The organism is Enterococcus sp. AZ191 (assembly GCF_051713845.1).
In the GTDB taxonomy this organism is placed as follows: domain Bacteria; phylum Bacillota; class Bacilli; order Lactobacillales; family Enterococcaceae; genus Enterococcus_B; species Enterococcus_B durans.
This window is the reverse complement of record NZ_JBIOQS010000001.1, coordinates 1,494,244-1,510,094: the sequence shown is the minus strand read 5'-3', so window position 1 is coordinate 1,510,094 and position 15,851 is coordinate 1,494,244. Positions and strand designations below refer to the sequence as shown.

Sequence of the window (15,851 nt, the reverse complement as noted above, 5' to 3'; positions counted from 1 at the left end):
TTAGGAGAAACTTTCGTTTATTACGTTCAAGCACACGGACTACAAAAATTTTATTCCAACTGAAAATCATTGGACATATTTATTTAAGAAGTCTTTTACAACCGTTTGGTATTTTTCTGGATCGATTGAATACGCCTTTGCGTGTTCAGCACCTTTGACTACATATTTCTCTTTTGGCCCTTTCGTTGCCTCATATATTTTGTCTAACATTTCATAAGGAACAAAGGTGTCCGCGTCCCCGTGAATAAATAACATCGGTCGTGTATTTTTTTCTAACTGATCGACCGCACTTGCTTCGCCAAAGAAATACCCTGCTCTGACTTTCGTCATAAAACTTGTCACTGGGATCAATGGGAATGCCGGCAGATGAAACATGTCATCTAATTGATAGCTAAGTTCATCACTAACGGAAGAATATCCACAATCTTCAATGATTGCTTTTACATTATCAGGCAGTTTCTCCCCGCTAGTCATCATAACAGTAGCTGCTCCCATACTGATACCATAAAGAACGATTTTTTGCAATGGCCCCTCTTTTTCTATGATCTGATCGATCCACTGGACATAATCTTTTCGTTCTGGCCAGCCAAATCCAATGTAATCCCCTTCGCTTTCTCCGTGGCCGCGGGCATCTGGGACTAACACGTTATAGCCTAAGTCATGGAACATTTTTGCGTAATTTGCCATTGTTTCTGCGTTACCCATATAGCCATGAGCGGCAATCACTGTTTTCTCACTTTTTGTTGCTGCCGGTAGATAAATGGCTGAAAGTTTCAAACCATCTTTTGAAGTAAGGTGCCAATAACTGCGATTGTCTTTGTCATTAAACCATTTTTGTGCTTCTGTTTCCTTCACTACCTTTGATGTACCTGGTGTGTCGTCTTCTAAAAAATCTTTTTCAGATGGCACGACTGCGTAATTATAAAAATAATTTCCTGCAAATAATAATGCCACGATAATCACTATGATGATTCCTATGACTATTTTGATCCAAAGTTTCATGTCATACCTTCCTTTATTTCAATGTTCCAACACTCTTTTCTAAAATCAGTATAAATAATCAGCCCCACAGATGCAAGCCTACCTAACAAAATCAGATAGCTTGATAACAGATAGAACATATTCTTCGTTTTTTATCAAAGAAAGTTCTGCCCGCTTTTCTTTTGATGCTAAGCTAAGATAAAAAGGAGTGATCTTATGGATACTAAATTAACTGACGAGACTGCGTGGAACGAAACCATTACTGCCACCTATCGCAAAGATCCCAATTATAGTTACCGAATGTTGGAAATACATAACCAAGTTCTTGATCTAGTAGAAAATCGACTAACCCCTCACCCAGATGATCTCAAAGAACTTTATTCTATCTATTTAAATATAATTCAGAAGGATCATTCAAGAAAGTTTGTCGAGGAAAAAAATCGGTCGACTGTGGCTAAGTCGATTTATCAAAGTATTTCTGTATATCCTAGTGTTCAGCTTTTAAAAAAAGCACTTTCCAAGTTAGATTCGGAAAACAAACATTCCTTTCTACTTTTTCCAGCTGGATTCAATGTATCAAAATACAGTGGCCACACTTGTTGCTTCGTTTGTACAAAGAAAGAGAATGAATCATTACATGTCGACCTTGTTGATACTCTGGCTCGGTGTCACCTAAGTTATCCTTTGAAGCACACAGCTCCGATTCATCGTTTTGTTATTCCAATGAAAAAGATCCATCAATTAGCAACTTATTTAAACGCTAGTGCTTTTATGCCCGACTTAAAACACGACAAGAAATTTTTTATCCAGAAGAAATTACTCAAGATTGCCCAATCCAACAGACCACTGGATTATCTATTCAAAGAAGAACAAAAGGTCGGAAATTGCTACCTTAAGCAATCCCAATTTGGCTTGCAATATGCACTCTGGGCAAGAAATACTAAAGAAACAAACATCATCACTTGGCCCATTTCTACAAAAATCATGCAACAAAAAATTAGTGAAACAATGATGAATAACCCCCGTTTAAGCCCTGAAATCAAAAATAAGATGAAAAACTTTTTCCTCTTTTATCAAAAAAATAATTTACATGTACTAAAAAGAAAGGCCTTTGAAACACGTTGGCAAAATGCACAACTAGAAAAAAACTATGAAAAACAGTTGTTTTCACAAAAAGAAGACCGCTAGATGCATTCCTCCCAATAGCAATAGCTGTTCTCCTAAAAAAGGCATCTCATGTTCTCCCTACGATCAAAGTAGGTATAACAAAAGATGCCTTTTCGTCTATTCTATCCATTTTTTGGTGAGGGCCGGACTATGAATTATATATTTTTAATCGTTCATCAGCAGTTGTTTTTTCGTATCAAAGCCAACTATTTATTTTCGATCAATTTAAAGTTTGACCATGGTTTCAAGAAATCTAACAAGAACAATTCATCATCAGCAATACGTCCCACGACATTCACGCGTCCATCATTTTTCATTTCTTTCAACGCAATTTGTGTTTCCCCTTTATATTGGCCATACCCTACGTTATCGATCAATACATCTCCATGAGTCATATCACGAGTATTATGCGCAGGAAAAGGTTTATCTTTGTAATATACACGAGTCATCGTTGATCGTAGGATATATTCCGAGCGGTCACCGCGATAACTATGCAGATTGTCGAACAAACAAATTCGTTCATCTTCTGTGATGTCTTCTGCCACATCAACTTTCAATGTAGGATAATCTGCTTGGAATGCTTCCGCCATCGCTTGTAGTTCAGCCTCGCTTGCGTAAGCATTTCCAATAGAGATATCGTCAATCAGTCCTGTCAGGATCAAGTGTTTGACTTGTGTAGAAATCTCTAAGTCGCGGTGATCTTCTAGCGTACATAAACCATCTTGTGTTGGCCATGGCCCAAAATCAGCAGCCTGTGAGTTCACAAAAGCCATTGTATTTAAATTATACTTTCTGAACTTTTCTGAGCAGTAAACAAAGTGATCATAACCTAACCCAGAATAGCGATGAGGATAGAAATTGTGGGAACCTAACAAGTTTGAAGTATTTGGTGAATAGCTCATGATGTTGTCCACATAGTTCGTTCCTGAGCTCATATTGATCTCAATTTTTATGCCATAAGGATTACGCGTCATCTTCGCTTCTTCAGCACCAGTAAATCCTACGTCCAAGCGAATACCGTAAGCGCCCATCTTATCAAAGAAAGATAGATCATCATATGATATCTCAAGTTGATCAAATAAGGCTGGATTGATATCCACCATTACTTCCATCCCTAAGCTGTTAGCATACTCCACGACTTTAGTAAAATCAGCTAAGACTTGCTCTTTATCTCCATCGATTTGAAGTAGACTTGTAAAAACACGTTTAAAGCCATATTTATGTGCTAAATCAAGATAGGCTTTATCCTTTTCAAAAGTTGAACGTTCTGGATAGATCGAAATACCTAATTTTCCCATCAATAAAATCCCCCTGTGTTTTCTTTTTGTATCCACTTACATTATAACAAAAGCGCTCCAAATGGTCTACACCTTTCCTCTAAAAGAAATTTAACGAAAATTTTATAGGTAAAAAGATAGGTATTCGTACCATAGTTTGTTATCATTATAGATAACAATAATTTCAACTTGAAAGGAAAGAAAAATGAAAGCAAAAAAAGTATTTTTAAGCATTGGATTAGCAGCAACCTTACTATTCTTCGCAGGTTGTACGCAAAATAATTCAGAGAGTTCTTCCTCAACTACAAATGACTCCACTGAAAAAACAACAGAAACTAGCACGAAAGAAAGCGTGGATCTTGATTCTTTGACCTTACCACAATTGACGAATGAAGTAGCAGCTAATGAAGATTTGGTTGAGATGGTCACAAATAAAGGGACAATCAAAATCAAACTATTCCCAGAACTTGCACCTAAAGCCGTAGAAAATTTTATGACCCACGCCAAAGATGGCTATTATGACGGTTTGACTTTCCATAGAGTCATCAAAGACTTTATGATCCAAGGAGGCGATCCAAAAGGTGACGGTACTGGCGGTGAAAGTATTTGGGGCAAAGGCTTTGAAACAGAGATCTCAAACCAGCTTTACAATATCCGTGGTGCCCTATCAATGGCTCGCAGCCAAGACCCGAATAGCAACGGCAGTCAATTCTTTATCGTCCAAAACTCTGACGATGTCCATGACGGACTTTTAAAAGATGACTACCCTCAAGCAATCATCGATGCTTATAAAAAAGGTGGCTACCCTACATTAGATGGTCAATACACTGTCTTCGGACAAGTAATTGAAGGCATGGATGTCGTTGACACGATCGCCGCTACTGAAACAGATAGTTCGGATAAACCGAAGGAAGATATCAAGATCGAGAAAATCAATATTTTACAAGAAGCAAAATAAACGAAAGGGTGAGTCCAAAGAAAAATTGCTTTGGACTCACCCTTTTTCAATCTAATGTGATGAGAGAACTAGAAGAAATTATGCCAATAATAAGTTGTATTCATAAAAACAAATATCTCATTTCTACAATTACTTTCTTATTTTTTGAATCTCCTCTTTCCATTCCTACCTTTTTCTTTAAGAAAACTTATTATTTACTTAAGCATCTTTATTAACGATAAATGTAAATTCACATTCACATACTTTTTTGTCGTCGACATATGCTGCAGATAACGCTGTTCCCACCGCACCCTTCATCTTTGTGATCTCAAAGTGGCATTTCATCACATCACCTGGGACTACTTTTTGACGGAATTTCGCTTTATTGATCCCTCCGATATACGCTCTTTTACCCAAAAATTCTTCCGATTTCAAAATAAGGATAGAGCCTGCTTGCGCTAAGGTTTCTAAGATCAATGCGCCTGGCATTACTGGATTATCTGGAAAATGTCCTTGGAAAAAATCTTCATTGATCGTTACATTTTTCGTGGCAACAATTTTTTTCCCTGGTTCCAAAGTATCTACATAGTCAATATAACAAATTGGATAGCGATTAGGAATCAAGTCCATCACTTCCGTGGCTGATAATACGTAAGACATAAATTACTCCCTCTTCCGGCTAAACGCCTAGTTTATTACTTTGATTATCAAAGTATCATATTCTTAAAGTTTTAGCAATCTTTTTTTATTCTGCAAAAAAATAGTTTGACAATCAAAGCATTTTGCCTAATAATAGAAAATCAAGAGGTTATTTATTGCATTTATTTTTTCATTATTACAACCTATCAAATTTTTCTAGGATCAAAGGAGTGTCAATATGTCTTTTTTAGAAGGAAAGAAAATCGTCATCATGGGAGTTGCCAACAAGCGTAGTATTGCTTGGGGCTGTGCTGAAGCGATGATGAAACAAGGTGCGGAAATCATCTATACTTATCAAAATGAACGAATGAAAAAATCATTGGTTAAGTTAGTCGGTGAAGAAGCATTTACGGTTGAATGTGATGTGGCAAGTGATGAAAGTATCGAAACAGCGATGAACGCGATCGGTGAATATGCTGGAGAGATCCATGGATTGGTGCATGCCATCGCCTATGCCAATAAAGAAGAACTATCAGGTAACGTATCTGATATTTCCAGAGATGGTTATCAATTGGCGCAAGATATCAGCAGTTATTCTTTGATTGCTGTTTCAAAATATGCACAAAAGTATCTTGCACCGAACAGTGGGATCGTCAGCATGTCTTATCTAGGATCAGAACGTGCGATACCAAATTACAATATGATGGGGATCGCCAAAGCATCACTAGAAGCCGCTATCCGTTACTTGGCAGCAGAATTCTCACCTAAAGGGATTCGTGTCAACGGCATTTCTGCTGGAGCAATCAAAACATTAGCCGTTACTGGTGTGAAGGATTACCAAAAGCTGATCCAATTGTCTGAATCACGTACACCTGACCAACAAGGTGTCACGATCGAAGAAGTTGGGAACGCCTGCGCCTTCTTGATCAGTCCCCTTTCAAGCGGTATGATCGGTGATATCATCTATGTTGATAAAGGTGTTCATTTATCTTAATCATCTAACTAAAAAGGAAAGAAGCCGCATCATACGGATTCTTTCCTTTTCTATTAGTCTTTTTTCAAATGGTTTATCCCACCACTTGGATCCACCCTTCTGGCGCTTCTATATCGCCGAATTGGATGCCTGTCAATTCATCATACAAACGTTTTGTCACAGGCCCAACTTCCGTTTCACTATAGAAAACATGAAGATGGTTATCGTAGTAAATACCACCGATTGGCGAGATGACTGCTGCCGTACCACATGCACCTGCTTCTGCAAAGTGATCCAACTGGTCAATAAAGATATCCCCTTCAACCGCTTTTAAGCCCAAACGTTCTTCTGCTAGTTGCAACAAAGAATATTTCGTGATACTTGGTAAAATTGACGGTGATTGTGGCGTAATGAATTGACCATCTTTCGTGATCCCAAAGAAATTCGCAGCCCCCACTTCTTCAATTTTTGTATGGGTCGCAGGGTCGAGATAGACACAATCAGAATAATCCAATTCTCTTGCTTCTGTTCCTGGTAATAGGCTTGCGGCATAGTTACCGCCCACTTTAGCAGCTCCTGTACCTTTTGGCGCAGCACGATCATAATCAGATACGATAAAATTCGTTGGTTTCAATCCACCCTTGAAGTACGCGCCTACTGGTGTACAGAAGACAACAAATAAGTACTCTGAAGCTGGATGGACGCCAATGTTTTCCCCTACCCCGATCAATAAAGGACGTAAATACAAAGTGGCTCCTGTACCGTATGGAGGCACAAATTCATCGTTTGCTTTTGCAACTTGTTTGACTGCATCGATAAACATTTCTTCTGGTACCATCGGCATCAATAGCCGTCTTGCACTTTGATTCAGACGTCGACTATTTTGATCTGGACGGAACAAGTTTACTTTTCCATCTTTTCTTCGGTAAGCTTTCAATCCTTCAAAACATTGTTGTCCATAATGAAGCGCTGGAGAACCTTCGTGGATTGTTAAATAATTATCTTCTGTCAACTCCCCTTTTTCCCATTGTCCATCTTTCCATTTTGCTACATAGCGCCAAGGAGTTTTAATATATGAAAATCCTAAATTATTCCAATCCAATTGCATATTCATTCCACCAATCATTGCTTTTTGAATATTTTAGCACTATCACTGTTATTTGTCATTTGAATTTTTGTGAATTTCTGAAATTAAGATATCCCGTTAAAATATTTTCATGGAGATTTTCTTTTATGTCAGTTATTGTTACAATACAAGTACATCAAATAGTATAGAAAAGGGGATTTTATGCTTTTACAATTAGCTACTGCTTCATCTACCACTTCTACAGGAGAAACATTGACGGAACAGGCAGCAAACCAAGTAAATGCCTTTCAACGTTTTTGGAACGGGATCGATTGGGATGGGATTCTAGCCACACTTATCCAGAAAGGACTCTATTTAGTTTTTTTGATCGTCTTATTTGGCGTGATCAATCGAATCGGAAAATATCTGATGGATAAATCATTTAAACAGTATGCTAAAAAAACAGTCCTAAACGAAAGTCGTTTAAAAACGTTACACAGTCTTTTAAATACCATTTTTCATTATACGATGGGTTTCTTCTTCATCTACGCGATTTTATCAGTGATCGGTGTCCCAATTGGCTCACTATTAGCAGGAGCTGGAATTGCCGGGGTTGCTATCGGATTAGGTGCGCAAGGATTTATGAGCGATGTCATCACAGGTTTTTTCATTATTATGGAACAGCAAATGGATGTCGGTGACTATGTAAAATTGGCGAACTTGACGATTGAAGGAACAGTTGTTTCTGTCGGTATTCGAACATTGCAGTTAAAAGCAACGGATGGAACAGTCCATTTTATTCCTAACCGTAATATCACAACGATCAGCAATCTTTCACGGGCAAATATGCAAGTTTTATTAGATATTCGGATCGTTCCAGAAGAAGGATATGACAGTATCTACGGTATCATCGAACAAGTAAATACACGTTTAGCAGAAAAATACAATGATGAACTACAAACACAACCAGAGATTTTTGGTCTAGTTGATCTAGGGAACAGTAACTTTGCGATCCGCACGGTTTGCTACGTGTTAAATGGGAAACAGTTTGCGTTAAAAGAAGAATTTCTAAGCTCTTATGTCAAAGAGCTCACTGCTGCTGGCTTTACGATCCCTAATACACCGATCGTTTTAAAATAATCTATATTTGTCATTCTAATAAAAGCAGCTTAAGCAAAAACGAGACTTTACTCTTGCCTCACTCATCTTTATACCAAAAAAGTGTTTCAAAAGTGCTTTGAGAAAATTGAATTCTCTGAAATAAATCACTTTTTCAGAGAATTAGCTTCTCAGTGGGTACTTTTGAAACACTATTCATTTAAGGTAGAAAGTCGACTGCCTTATTTTTACTCATTCGTCTAACTGACGATATTGATTTTCTCTTTTAATTTTTCTACTTTAGGAGAGACGATGTTCCGACGCTCTAATTCATGAACCATATAGTTCACAGCCTTCAATAATTCTTTTCTGGTAATGATCCCCTTAAAGACTTTTTCTTCTGTCACAACTGGTAAAAATGGCGAATCCACAAGCAAATGCAAGACATCTTCTAGTTCCCAGTTCTCGTCGATCGTTGGAACATTTGTCTCCATCACATCGGCTACTGTCAACCCTTCTAAAGGATCCATACTGATCGTTTGAAGATCGATCATCTTGTTTACCACATCAGATAGACTAACTAATCCAACAAAACGGTCATCTTTTCCTAAAACAGGGATCTTCGTGTAGCCAACTTTCGATAAAACGAGCAACCCATGTGATAAAGGATGTTGATACATCACATTTGCTACATTTTCAGCAGGAATCAAAAAAGTTTCCTGATTTTGTAGTAATAAATCTCTTACAATAGGTCCAATCATCGGATGCCCTCCATTTCTATTTCACTCAACAGTCTTATTTTACCGAAAACGGATGCACAAATCATAAAATCAATTGATTTTTTAGCAAAAATTAGAGAATTTTAAGTTAGCGTGCATACGTAAATGCCAATTCCTCTACTGGTTGGTGTGCACGATTATAGTACTGTACCTCTATTTTGGTTGCTGTACTATCAATAATTGCATACGATGGGATTTGGATTCGGCCACGAGGCTGTGAAATACTGCCAGGATTTAAATAGAGAATGCCTTGGTCAAATTCACAACCGATTTGATGAGTATGTCCAAAAAAGACCATATTCGCTCCTAGTTCTTTAGCTGACATCACTAACTGAGTCAGGCCAAAACGGACATTCGCTAGATGTCCATGAGTAATCAATACTTTATCGACCCCTGTATCGATAAATTGCTTTGTTTCGTATCCTGGACCAAAATCACAATTGCCTTGAACGACATTAAAAACATTCCACAACACATCTTCTGCTGATAATTCTGAGTCCCCGCAATGGAAGAAATGATCTATCTTTCCTTGGTAACGTTCGACCAGCTGTACTAGGATATCTCGATCGTCATGATTATCACTTACTACTAAATACCGCACTTATCTCCCACCTTCCAGCCACGTTTTCCACTGTTTGCTTAATTTTTTCATCGCTTGCGCACGATGGCTTTTTTTATTTTTTTCTTCACTTGGTAATTCTGCTGCTGTTTTATCAGACCCATCTGGTAGAAATAACGGATCATAACCAAACCCATTTTCACCTTGTGGAATCCTAACGATCTTCCCTGACCATTCTGCCTCCACTACTAAACTATCCTTGTTTGGTGCAGCAAAAACCAACGTACAATGAAATTGGGCAGTTCTTTTTTCATCTGGTACTTCTGTCAATTCATAAAGGAGTTTTGCATTGTTTCCAGCATCACTTTTATGTTCCCCTGCAAAGCGTGCCGAATAAATGCCTGGCATCCCCCCCAAAGCATCCACCTTTAATCCAGAATCATCTGCTAACACAGGTTGATTCAGTAAATGAGCAATCGTTTCCGCTTTCAAGCGTGCATTTTCTTCGAATGTCGAACCCGTCTCTTCCACATCTTGCAACTCTGGATAGTCGAACAATGTCTTCACTTCGTATCCTTCTTTACCGAACATCGCTTTGAACTCTTCTGCTTTTCCTGCATTTCTAGTAGCGATGACGATTGTCTTGTCTTTTTCCAAAGTATCTGACACTTCTGGAACAAATAAGCTGTTTTTTTGTTCCAAGATCAGCTGTTCAATCGCACTTTTTCCATAAAAAAGCATTTCATTCAATTGTTCGCCATCAAAAGTGGCTTCTTCACCAGTCCCTTGGATCTCCACAAACTTTCCTGATTCAGTCATCACGAGATTCATATCCACCAATGCAGCAGAGTCTTCTTCATAATCTAAATCCGTTGCACAGGTTCCATCTGGAAGAATCCCTACACTGATTGCTGCTAAATGTTCTTTGATAGGGTCTTCTTTTAATTTCTTCTCTTGAAGCAATTTGTCAACAGCTAGTTTCAAGGCTATAAACGCACCTGTGATACTTGCTGTACGCGTCCCGCCATCTGCTTGTAAAACATCACAATCCACAATGATACTACGTTCTCCTAGTTTTTCTAGGTCAACGACTGCTCGCAAAGAACGACCGATCAAACGTTGGATCTCCATCGTTCGACCTGATAATTTTCCTTTGCTGCTCTCTCTGCGGTTTCTCGTATTCGTCGCACGCGGAAGCATGCTATATTCAGCAGTGACCCAACCTGTGCCGGTATCTCTCAAAAAAGGAGGGACACTGGTTTCAACCGTTGCAGAACATACAACAGTCGTATCACCAAACCTGATCATAACAGAACCTTCCGGATGTTTAAAAACATTTGTTTGGATCGTTACTTTTCTTAACTCCTGTATCTGCCTTCCATCATGACGCATGTCTCATACTCCTCCTAGATCAATATGTTCTACTTTTACATGGTCGATCTGTAACCAGTCTCCTGCAATCTCTTTAAAAAGTTTCGCAGAACCTGTTGTATAAAATCGACAAATCTCTCGGCCATTTTTTGGCGAATTACTGATTTCAAAATAGTCTAATAACATGGATACTTCACCTACTGTTTCAGCTCCTGAATCAATCAGTGTAACATTCTCTCCCATGACATTTTGAATAATCGGACGCAGCAATGGATAATGTGTACATCCTAAAACAAGCGTATCGATATTTTTAGAGAGAAGCGGTGTCAAGGTTTCCGCTACTATTTTTTTTGCCACTGATGAATGGTACTCATTACTTTCGACTACCGAAACAAATTTCGGACAAGCCAAACTAGTCACTACTAATTCCGGTACTTTTTCTTTAAGGGCTGTTTCATACGCACCACTTTTTACCGTTCCTAGTGTACCAATGATACCCACATTTTTATTTTTTGTTTTCTTCACTGCCGCTCTTGTTCCAGGTAGGATCACACCAATAACTGGAATAGGGAGCGTTTCTTTGATTTCTTCCAACACAACCGCTGTCGCTGTATTGCAAGCAATCACCAACATCTTGATTCCTTGCTCCACCAGATGGTTTGTCATTTCCCACGTAAATTTGATGACCTGCTCTGCGGGTCTTGGACCATAAGGACAACGTGCAGTGTCTCCCATATATAAAATATTTTCGTTTGGCAATTGTTTCAAGGCTTCTTTTACTACGGTCAAGCCGCCGACCCCTGAATCAATAAAACCGATTGGGCGCTTATCAGTCACTCATATCATCCTTTTTTCAATAAATTCTATCTTCCTTATTGTGGACTTTTTGCCCTTATTTTTCAAGTCCTACATTCTTAATTGGTATTCCCTATTTCTATAGTTATTATTTGAAACCCGAATGTGGGACAAAACTAAAAATCAGTTTTGCTACAGACATATAACATGGTTAGATATAGATTTTTACATCATTCAACTGAAAAGTTGGGAATCCCCTTCGATTTGCCCATATAATGCAGTATACGTTTGCTGATTGTTGTTACAAAAAGAAAAACCAGAGTGACAGCTGCACTCTGATTTTTCTTTTATTCACTGTTCGGATTATTTTTGAAGTTTTCTGTAAATTTAGTTACCGTTGATACAAGTTATAGGTATAAATCAACTCGCCCTCTATTTTTGTCTCATAAGTAAAATCAAGTTTCACAAGCAACCTGATTGAAGCATCATTTTCTGGTAAAACACCCGCCTTGATCACCTTGCCTCCTTGATCGTTGCCCCAATTTATAGTCCCAGTAACTGCTTCTGATGCGTAGCCGTTTCTGGCATATTGTGGATGAATAAGTATACCCGATCCAATAGCTATCATTTTCCTTTCTCAAATAGATATCCCTACCAACTGCTTTGTGTCTGTATGGATAATTGCAAGCTGCATCCCTTTTTCCAAAGAGACATCATAAAGTAATTCAGCTTCGTAGAACGCCTTTGACTTTCCTTTAAACCCTTGATAACGCATCTAATCAATATTGTTTCGATAGTCCATAAAGCTATCGATGTCTCCAGAAACAAACTTCCGTATGCTGAGACTCTTCGTCTTTATCTCCATTCTGCTTCTCCTCACGTCCAATTAGACTTAGTGAAATCTCTGATCGCTTTTTGGTTATATTCTGCCATTTTATCAGAGATAATGCTACTTACTTTTTTTAGACAAGATGTCAAAACAAAACTTATTAAGACAAATCGATAACTTAAATTTGACTGCAAAATAACTTTTGTCGCTACTAAAGTAAATTTCACATGTGTTTCATTCAAAAAAAACCGTTACTCGTAAAATGACCCGTTTTACGAATAACGGTTTTTTCTAATGATCGTGCGTTTATGCTTCTCTTTAAAGCTTGTGATAGCCTAGATTTTGGTTTAATAACTGTATTTGCTTCTTTCTAGATAAGAAGAAAGCAATGATAATGCATAACAAACAACGAAGTACATGAATGTCATCGCGACGAACATCGGTAAGACATAATTCGTGTTTTGCCCGTAGATGATTCGTGCTTGGTGTGTCAATTCAGGTAATGAAATGATCACTGCCAAAGAAGTGTCCTTGATCAATGAGATCAATTGGCTGACGATAGCAGGAATCATTGATTTAAAGGCTTGCGGTAAGACAATAGTTCTCATAGTTTCAACATAAGTCAAACCTGTCGAAAGCCCCGCTTCCATTTGTCCTTTAGGAACAGCATTCAACCCGGCACGAAAAATTTCTGATAACATTGCTGATTCAAAAATCGTCAAAGCGGCAACAGCTGACCAGAAGATATTCATTTGAATCCCGATCTGTGGTAAAGCAAAATATGTGAAAAAGATGATCAGCAATAACGGGAGATTTCGTATGATATCGATCACAAATCCTAAGATTTTTGAAAAATAAGGAATATTCGAGAAACGGATGACCCCTGTCAAACCGCCAATCAAAAAGCTAAAAACGATCGAGAACAACGATACTTCTACCGTGACTTTTAGTCCCTCTAATAAAAAGCGGATATTCATCCATGAAAAAGCGCCACTAAAATCCATTCTGTTCTCCCCTTTCTATGAACGAACTGCCCATTTTTTTTCAAGATAGACCATCAAATAAGACAATGGCAAAGTAATCACTAAGTAAAATAGCCCAACAATGATATACGTATCGAATGTATTGAATGTTTCACTCGCAATCAAGTCTCCTTGGTACATTAGATCCAAACCAGCAACAATGGCCAAGATCGAAGAATTTTTTACTAAATTGATAAACTGGTTGCCAAGTGGCGGTACCACGATCTTAAATGCTTGAGGCAAAACGATATAACGCATCGTCTGCGAATAAGTAAGACCCGCAGACAATCCAGCCTCTGTTTGACCTTTTGGTACTGTTTGGATCCCTGAACGCACTGTTTCTGCAATAAATGCAGATGTGTAGATTGTCAAACCGATCGTCCCTGCTTGGAATCCATCAAAGCTGATCCAATAAAGAGGAACAACGACATAAAAAAACATCACAATGATCAATAATGGAATATTTCTAAAAAATTCAACATAAGCTTTTGCTAAACCGCTGATTAGTTTGTTTTTCGACAATTGGAAAATTGCCATCAATGTACCGATGATCAAGCTAAATAACAAGGCTAAGATACTTGAATAAATCGTGATTTTAAATCCATCTACGAAGGTGGATCCGTATGTTTGTATCAATTCACCCATTCTTTTTCCTCCTTAATCCACTTTCCCTTGCGTTGAACCTGGGAACCATTTTTGGTAGATTTTTTCATACGTGCCATCTGCAAGCATATCCTTCAACGCTTTGTTGACAGCATCCAAGAAATCCTTCTGCCCTTTATTGATTGCGATCCCATATGGTTCATTCGTGAACGCTCCTCCAGCTAAAGTGTACTCAGGATTTTCATCTGCCATCCCTAATAAAATAGCATTATCTGTTGTCATCGCATCCCCTTGACCTGACTGCAATGCTGTAAAAGCTTCTGCATAGTTTTCTAGTTCAAGGATCTTTGCATCTGGTGCATGTTTTCGAATATTGATGGCTGAAGTTGAACCTTTAACCGCTAATACCGTTGTATCCGCGTTCAAATCATCCACACTCTTGATTGGACTTCCTTTTTTGACAAGTAATGACTGCCCTGCATCAAAATAAACTTCCGAAAAGTCAACTTGTTTTTTTCGTTCATCCGTGATCGTCATCGTCGCAATGATTGCATCAATGTTCCCATTTTTCAATAGGGGAATACGTGTTTTAGATGTCACTTCCACAAATTCCGCTTTTCCTTGTTTGCCTAGAATCTTCTCAGTGATTGCTTTAGCAATATCAATATCAAAGCCTTCTACTTTGCTGCTTTTGATGTCCATCATACCAAACAATCGGGTATCATATTTTACGCCCCAAACGATCGTATCTGTTTTTTTACTACGTTCTAATATGTTTTCATTTGCAACACTTTTTCCTTTACAGCCAGTCAATACCAGAAACATGAGCCCTAAAAGGAAAAATAAACGAATAATCGATTTTTTACGCATCTTATTCCTCCTACTGATGATTAATGATTGATTACTTTGCTGATGAATTGTTTTGCTCGCTCATCTTTTGGATTTTCAAAGAAATTCTTCACATCACGACTGTCTTCTAACACTTCTCCATCAGCCATGAAAATCACACGGTCTGCTACTTCTTTAGCAAATCCCATTTCGTGAGTAACCACGATCATTGACATGCCATCATGTGCTAATTTTTTCATAACATCCAAAACGTCACCGATCATTTCTGGATCAAGTGCAGAAGTTGGCTCGTCAAAAAGCAGCATTTCAGGATTCATCGCAAGTCCGCGAGCAATCGCTACACGCTGTTGTTGACCACCAGACAACATTGATGGATAAGAATCTTTTTTATCTAACATATTGACTTTCTTCAAAAATTTTTCTGCATTTTTTACAGCACTTGCCTGATCTTGTTTCAACACTTTGATTGGTGCCAAAGTGATATTTTCTAAGACAGTTTTATTTGGATAAAGATTGAAATGTTGAAAAACCATCCCAACATTTTTACGTACTTCTGTTAACTTTGTCTTTTTATCATGTAGGTCGACATCATTGATCAATAGCTTTCCAGAAGTGATCATTTCTAACCCATTGATACATCGAAGCATAGTGCTCTTCCCAGATCCAGAAGGACCAATGACAACGACGACTTCCCCTTTCTCAAACTCAAGGTTTATGTTTTTCAAAGCTTGGAATTTGCCGTAGTATTTCTGTACGTTATCAAATTTAATCATTGCCATCACATTACACTCCCATTATTATTTAGTAAGATTTCCTTTAAAGATATATAATAGAACATATTATATCTGATAGGTAAGCTACTTGTAAAGTTTCTTTGAAACTTTCCTAGATACTTTTCCAGCAAGT

General features: G+C 38.0%; 17 protein-coding genes. 4 read left to right on the top strand and 13 right to left on the bottom strand.

From position 1 onward, the window contains the following. Positions 1-66 precede the first annotated feature (66 nt). Positions 67-1,002 (bottom strand): alpha/beta hydrolase, encoded by a 936-nt coding sequence (locus IGI47_RS07295; protein ID WP_438783789.1) that lies wholly within the window; start codon positions 1,000-1,002, stop codon positions 67-69. A 195-nt stretch (positions 1,003-1,197) separates the two neighbouring features. Between IGI47_RS07295 and IGI47_RS07290 the strand changes: the two genes are divergently transcribed. Next, positions 1,198-2,169, top strand: coding sequence for a hypothetical protein (locus IGI47_RS07290; protein ID WP_438783787.1), 972 nt, complete (start codon positions 1,198-1,200; stop codon positions 2,167-2,169). A gap of 185 nt (positions 2,170-2,354) precedes the next feature. Here the strand turns inward: IGI47_RS07290 and IGI47_RS07285 are convergent, their stop codons facing one another. Then, positions 2,355-3,446 carry a DUF871 domain-containing protein gene (locus IGI47_RS07285; protein WP_081133489.1) on the bottom strand — a complete coding sequence of 364 codons (1,092 nt, stop codon included), beginning with the start codon at positions 3,444-3,446 and terminating at the stop codon, positions 2,355-2,357. Positions 3,447-3,630: 184 nt separating this feature from the next. On the opposite strand from IGI47_RS07285, the gene IGI47_RS07280 reads away from it, so the two are divergent. Next, entirely contained in the window at positions 3,631-4,383 is a 753-nt protein-coding gene (locus tag IGI47_RS07280) for a peptidylprolyl isomerase (protein ID WP_146896391.1), read from the top strand. Positions 4,384-4,581: 198 nt separating this feature from the next. On the opposite strand, the gene fabZ is transcribed toward IGI47_RS07280, so the two are convergent. Beyond that, complete coding sequence (gene fabZ, locus IGI47_RS07275) at positions 4,582-5,022, bottom strand: 3-hydroxyacyl-ACP dehydratase FabZ (protein ID WP_005877108.1); 441 nt, start codon at positions 5,020-5,022, stop codon at positions 4,582-4,584. Between the two features lie 217 nt (positions 5,023-5,239). Between fabZ and fabI the strand changes: the two genes are divergently transcribed. Further along, positions 5,240-5,995, top strand: coding sequence for an enoyl-ACP reductase FabI (gene fabI / locus IGI47_RS07270; RefSeq protein WP_194184387.1), 756 nt, complete (start codon positions 5,240-5,242; stop codon positions 5,993-5,995). A gap of 73 nt (positions 5,996-6,068) precedes the next feature. On the opposite strand, the gene IGI47_RS07265 is transcribed toward fabI, so the two are convergent. Further along, entirely contained in the window at positions 6,069-7,082 is a 1,014-nt protein-coding gene (locus IGI47_RS07265) for a branched-chain amino acid aminotransferase (RefSeq protein ID WP_311929924.1), read from the bottom strand. A gap of 180 nt (positions 7,083-7,262) precedes the next feature. Here IGI47_RS07265 and IGI47_RS07260 point away from each other — a divergent pair, with 180 nt between their 5' ends. After that, entirely contained in the window at positions 7,263-8,180 is a 918-nt protein-coding gene (locus tag IGI47_RS07260; protein WP_438783786.1) for a mechanosensitive ion channel family protein, read from the top strand. A 218-nt stretch (positions 8,181-8,398) separates the two neighbouring features. Here the strand turns inward: IGI47_RS07260 and cbpB are convergent, their stop codons facing one another. From cbpB to IGI47_RS07215, 9 genes are all read right to left on the bottom strand, one after another. Further along, positions 8,399-8,899, bottom strand: a complete 501-nt coding sequence (gene cbpB / locus IGI47_RS07255; protein ID WP_311929922.1) for a cyclic-di-AMP-binding protein CbpB — start codon at positions 8,897-8,899, stop codon at positions 8,399-8,401. 106 nt (positions 8,900-9,005) lie between these two features. Beyond that, positions 9,006-9,518, bottom strand: a complete 513-nt coding sequence (locus IGI47_RS07250) for a metallophosphoesterase (protein ID WP_438783785.1) — start codon at positions 9,516-9,518, stop codon at positions 9,006-9,008. Continuing rightward, positions 9,519-10,868: a ribonuclease PH gene (rph, locus tag IGI47_RS07245; protein ID WP_438783784.1), complete on the bottom strand. Its 1,350-nt coding sequence runs from the start codon at positions 10,866-10,868 to the stop codon at positions 9,519-9,521. It abuts the gene before it with no gap. A 3-nt stretch (positions 10,869-10,871) separates the two neighbouring features. Beyond that, entirely contained in the window at positions 10,872-11,684 is an 813-nt protein-coding gene (gene racE / locus IGI47_RS07240; RefSeq protein WP_438783783.1) for a glutamate racemase, read from the bottom strand. 349 nt (positions 11,685-12,033) lie between these two features. Beyond that, on the bottom strand, positions 12,034-12,270 hold the full coding sequence (locus IGI47_RS07235; RefSeq protein WP_438783782.1) for a GNAT family N-acetyltransferase: 237 nt from the start codon (positions 12,268-12,270) through the stop codon (positions 12,034-12,036). 548 nt (positions 12,271-12,818) lie between these two features. After that, entirely contained in the window at positions 12,819-13,475 is a 657-nt protein-coding gene (locus IGI47_RS07230; RefSeq protein ID WP_005877089.1) for an amino acid ABC transporter permease, read from the bottom strand. Positions 13,476-13,490: 15 nt separating this feature from the next. After that, a complete protein-coding gene (locus IGI47_RS07225; RefSeq protein WP_016176730.1) occupies positions 13,491-14,138 on the bottom strand; it encodes an amino acid ABC transporter permease in 648 nt (215 codons plus the stop codon). Positions 14,139-14,150: 12 nt separating this feature from the next. Next, positions 14,151-14,966 carry a transporter substrate-binding domain-containing protein gene (locus IGI47_RS07220; RefSeq protein ID WP_005877086.1) on the bottom strand — a complete coding sequence of 272 codons (816 nt, stop codon included), beginning with the start codon at positions 14,964-14,966 and terminating at the stop codon, positions 14,151-14,153. A gap of 20 nt (positions 14,967-14,986) precedes the next feature. Beyond that, positions 14,987-15,724: an amino acid ABC transporter ATP-binding protein gene (locus IGI47_RS07215; RefSeq protein ID WP_311929916.1), complete on the bottom strand. Its 738-nt coding sequence runs from the start codon at positions 15,722-15,724 to the stop codon at positions 14,987-14,989. Positions 15,725-15,851 lie beyond the last annotated feature (127 nt).

What these genes read in the sequence shown, in the direction of transcription:
- IGI47_RS07295 (WP_438783789.1), bottom strand. Translation starts at nt 1,002, where the DNA reads ATGAAACTTTGGATCAAAATAGTCATAGGAATCATCATAGTGATTATC.
- IGI47_RS07220 (WP_005877086.1), bottom strand. Translation starts at nt 14,966, where the DNA reads ATGCGTAAAAAATCGATTATTCGTTTATTTTTCCTTTTAGGGCTCATG.
- IGI47_RS07285 (WP_081133489.1), bottom strand. Translation starts at nt 3,446, where the DNA reads ATGGGAAAATTAGGTATTTCGATCTATCCAGAACGTTCAACTTTTGAA.
- IGI47_RS07280 (WP_146896391.1), top strand. Translation starts at nt 3,631, where the DNA reads ATGAAAGCAAAAAAAGTATTTTTAAGCATTGGATTAGCAGCAACCTTA.
- IGI47_RS07215 (WP_311929916.1), bottom strand. Translation starts at nt 15,724, where the DNA reads ATGGCAATGATTAAATTTGATAACGTACAGAAATACTACGGCAAATTC.
- rph (WP_438783784.1), bottom strand. Translation starts at nt 10,868, where the DNA reads ATGCGTCATGATGGAAGGCAGATACAGGAGTTAAGAAAAGTAACGATC.
- IGI47_RS07265 (WP_311929924.1), bottom strand. Translation starts at nt 7,082, where the DNA reads ATGCAATTGGATTGGAATAATTTAGGATTTTCATATATTAAAACTCCT.
- fabZ (WP_005877108.1), bottom strand. Translation starts at nt 5,022, where the DNA reads ATGTCTTACGTATTATCAGCCACGGAAGTGATGGACTTGATTCCTAAT.
- IGI47_RS07225 (WP_016176730.1), bottom strand. Translation starts at nt 14,138, where the DNA reads ATGGGTGAATTGATACAAACATACGGATCCACCTTCGTAGATGGATTT.
- IGI47_RS07260 (WP_438783786.1), top strand. Translation starts at nt 7,263, where the DNA reads ATGCTTTTACAATTAGCTACTGCTTCATCTACCACTTCTACAGGAGAA.
- cbpB (WP_311929922.1), bottom strand. Translation starts at nt 8,899, where the DNA reads ATGATTGGACCTATTGTAAGAGATTTATTACTACAAAATCAGGAAACT.
- IGI47_RS07235 (WP_438783782.1), bottom strand. Translation starts at nt 12,270, where the DNA reads ATGATAGCTATTGGATCGGGTATACTTATTCATCCACAATATGCCAGA.
- fabI (WP_194184387.1), top strand. Translation starts at nt 5,240, where the DNA reads ATGTCTTTTTTAGAAGGAAAGAAAATCGTCATCATGGGAGTTGCCAAC.
- IGI47_RS07290 (WP_438783787.1), top strand. Translation starts at nt 1,198, where the DNA reads ATGGATACTAAATTAACTGACGAGACTGCGTGGAACGAAACCATTACT.
- IGI47_RS07230 (WP_005877089.1), bottom strand. Translation starts at nt 13,475, where the DNA reads ATGGATTTTAGTGGCGCTTTTTCATGGATGAATATCCGCTTTTTATTA.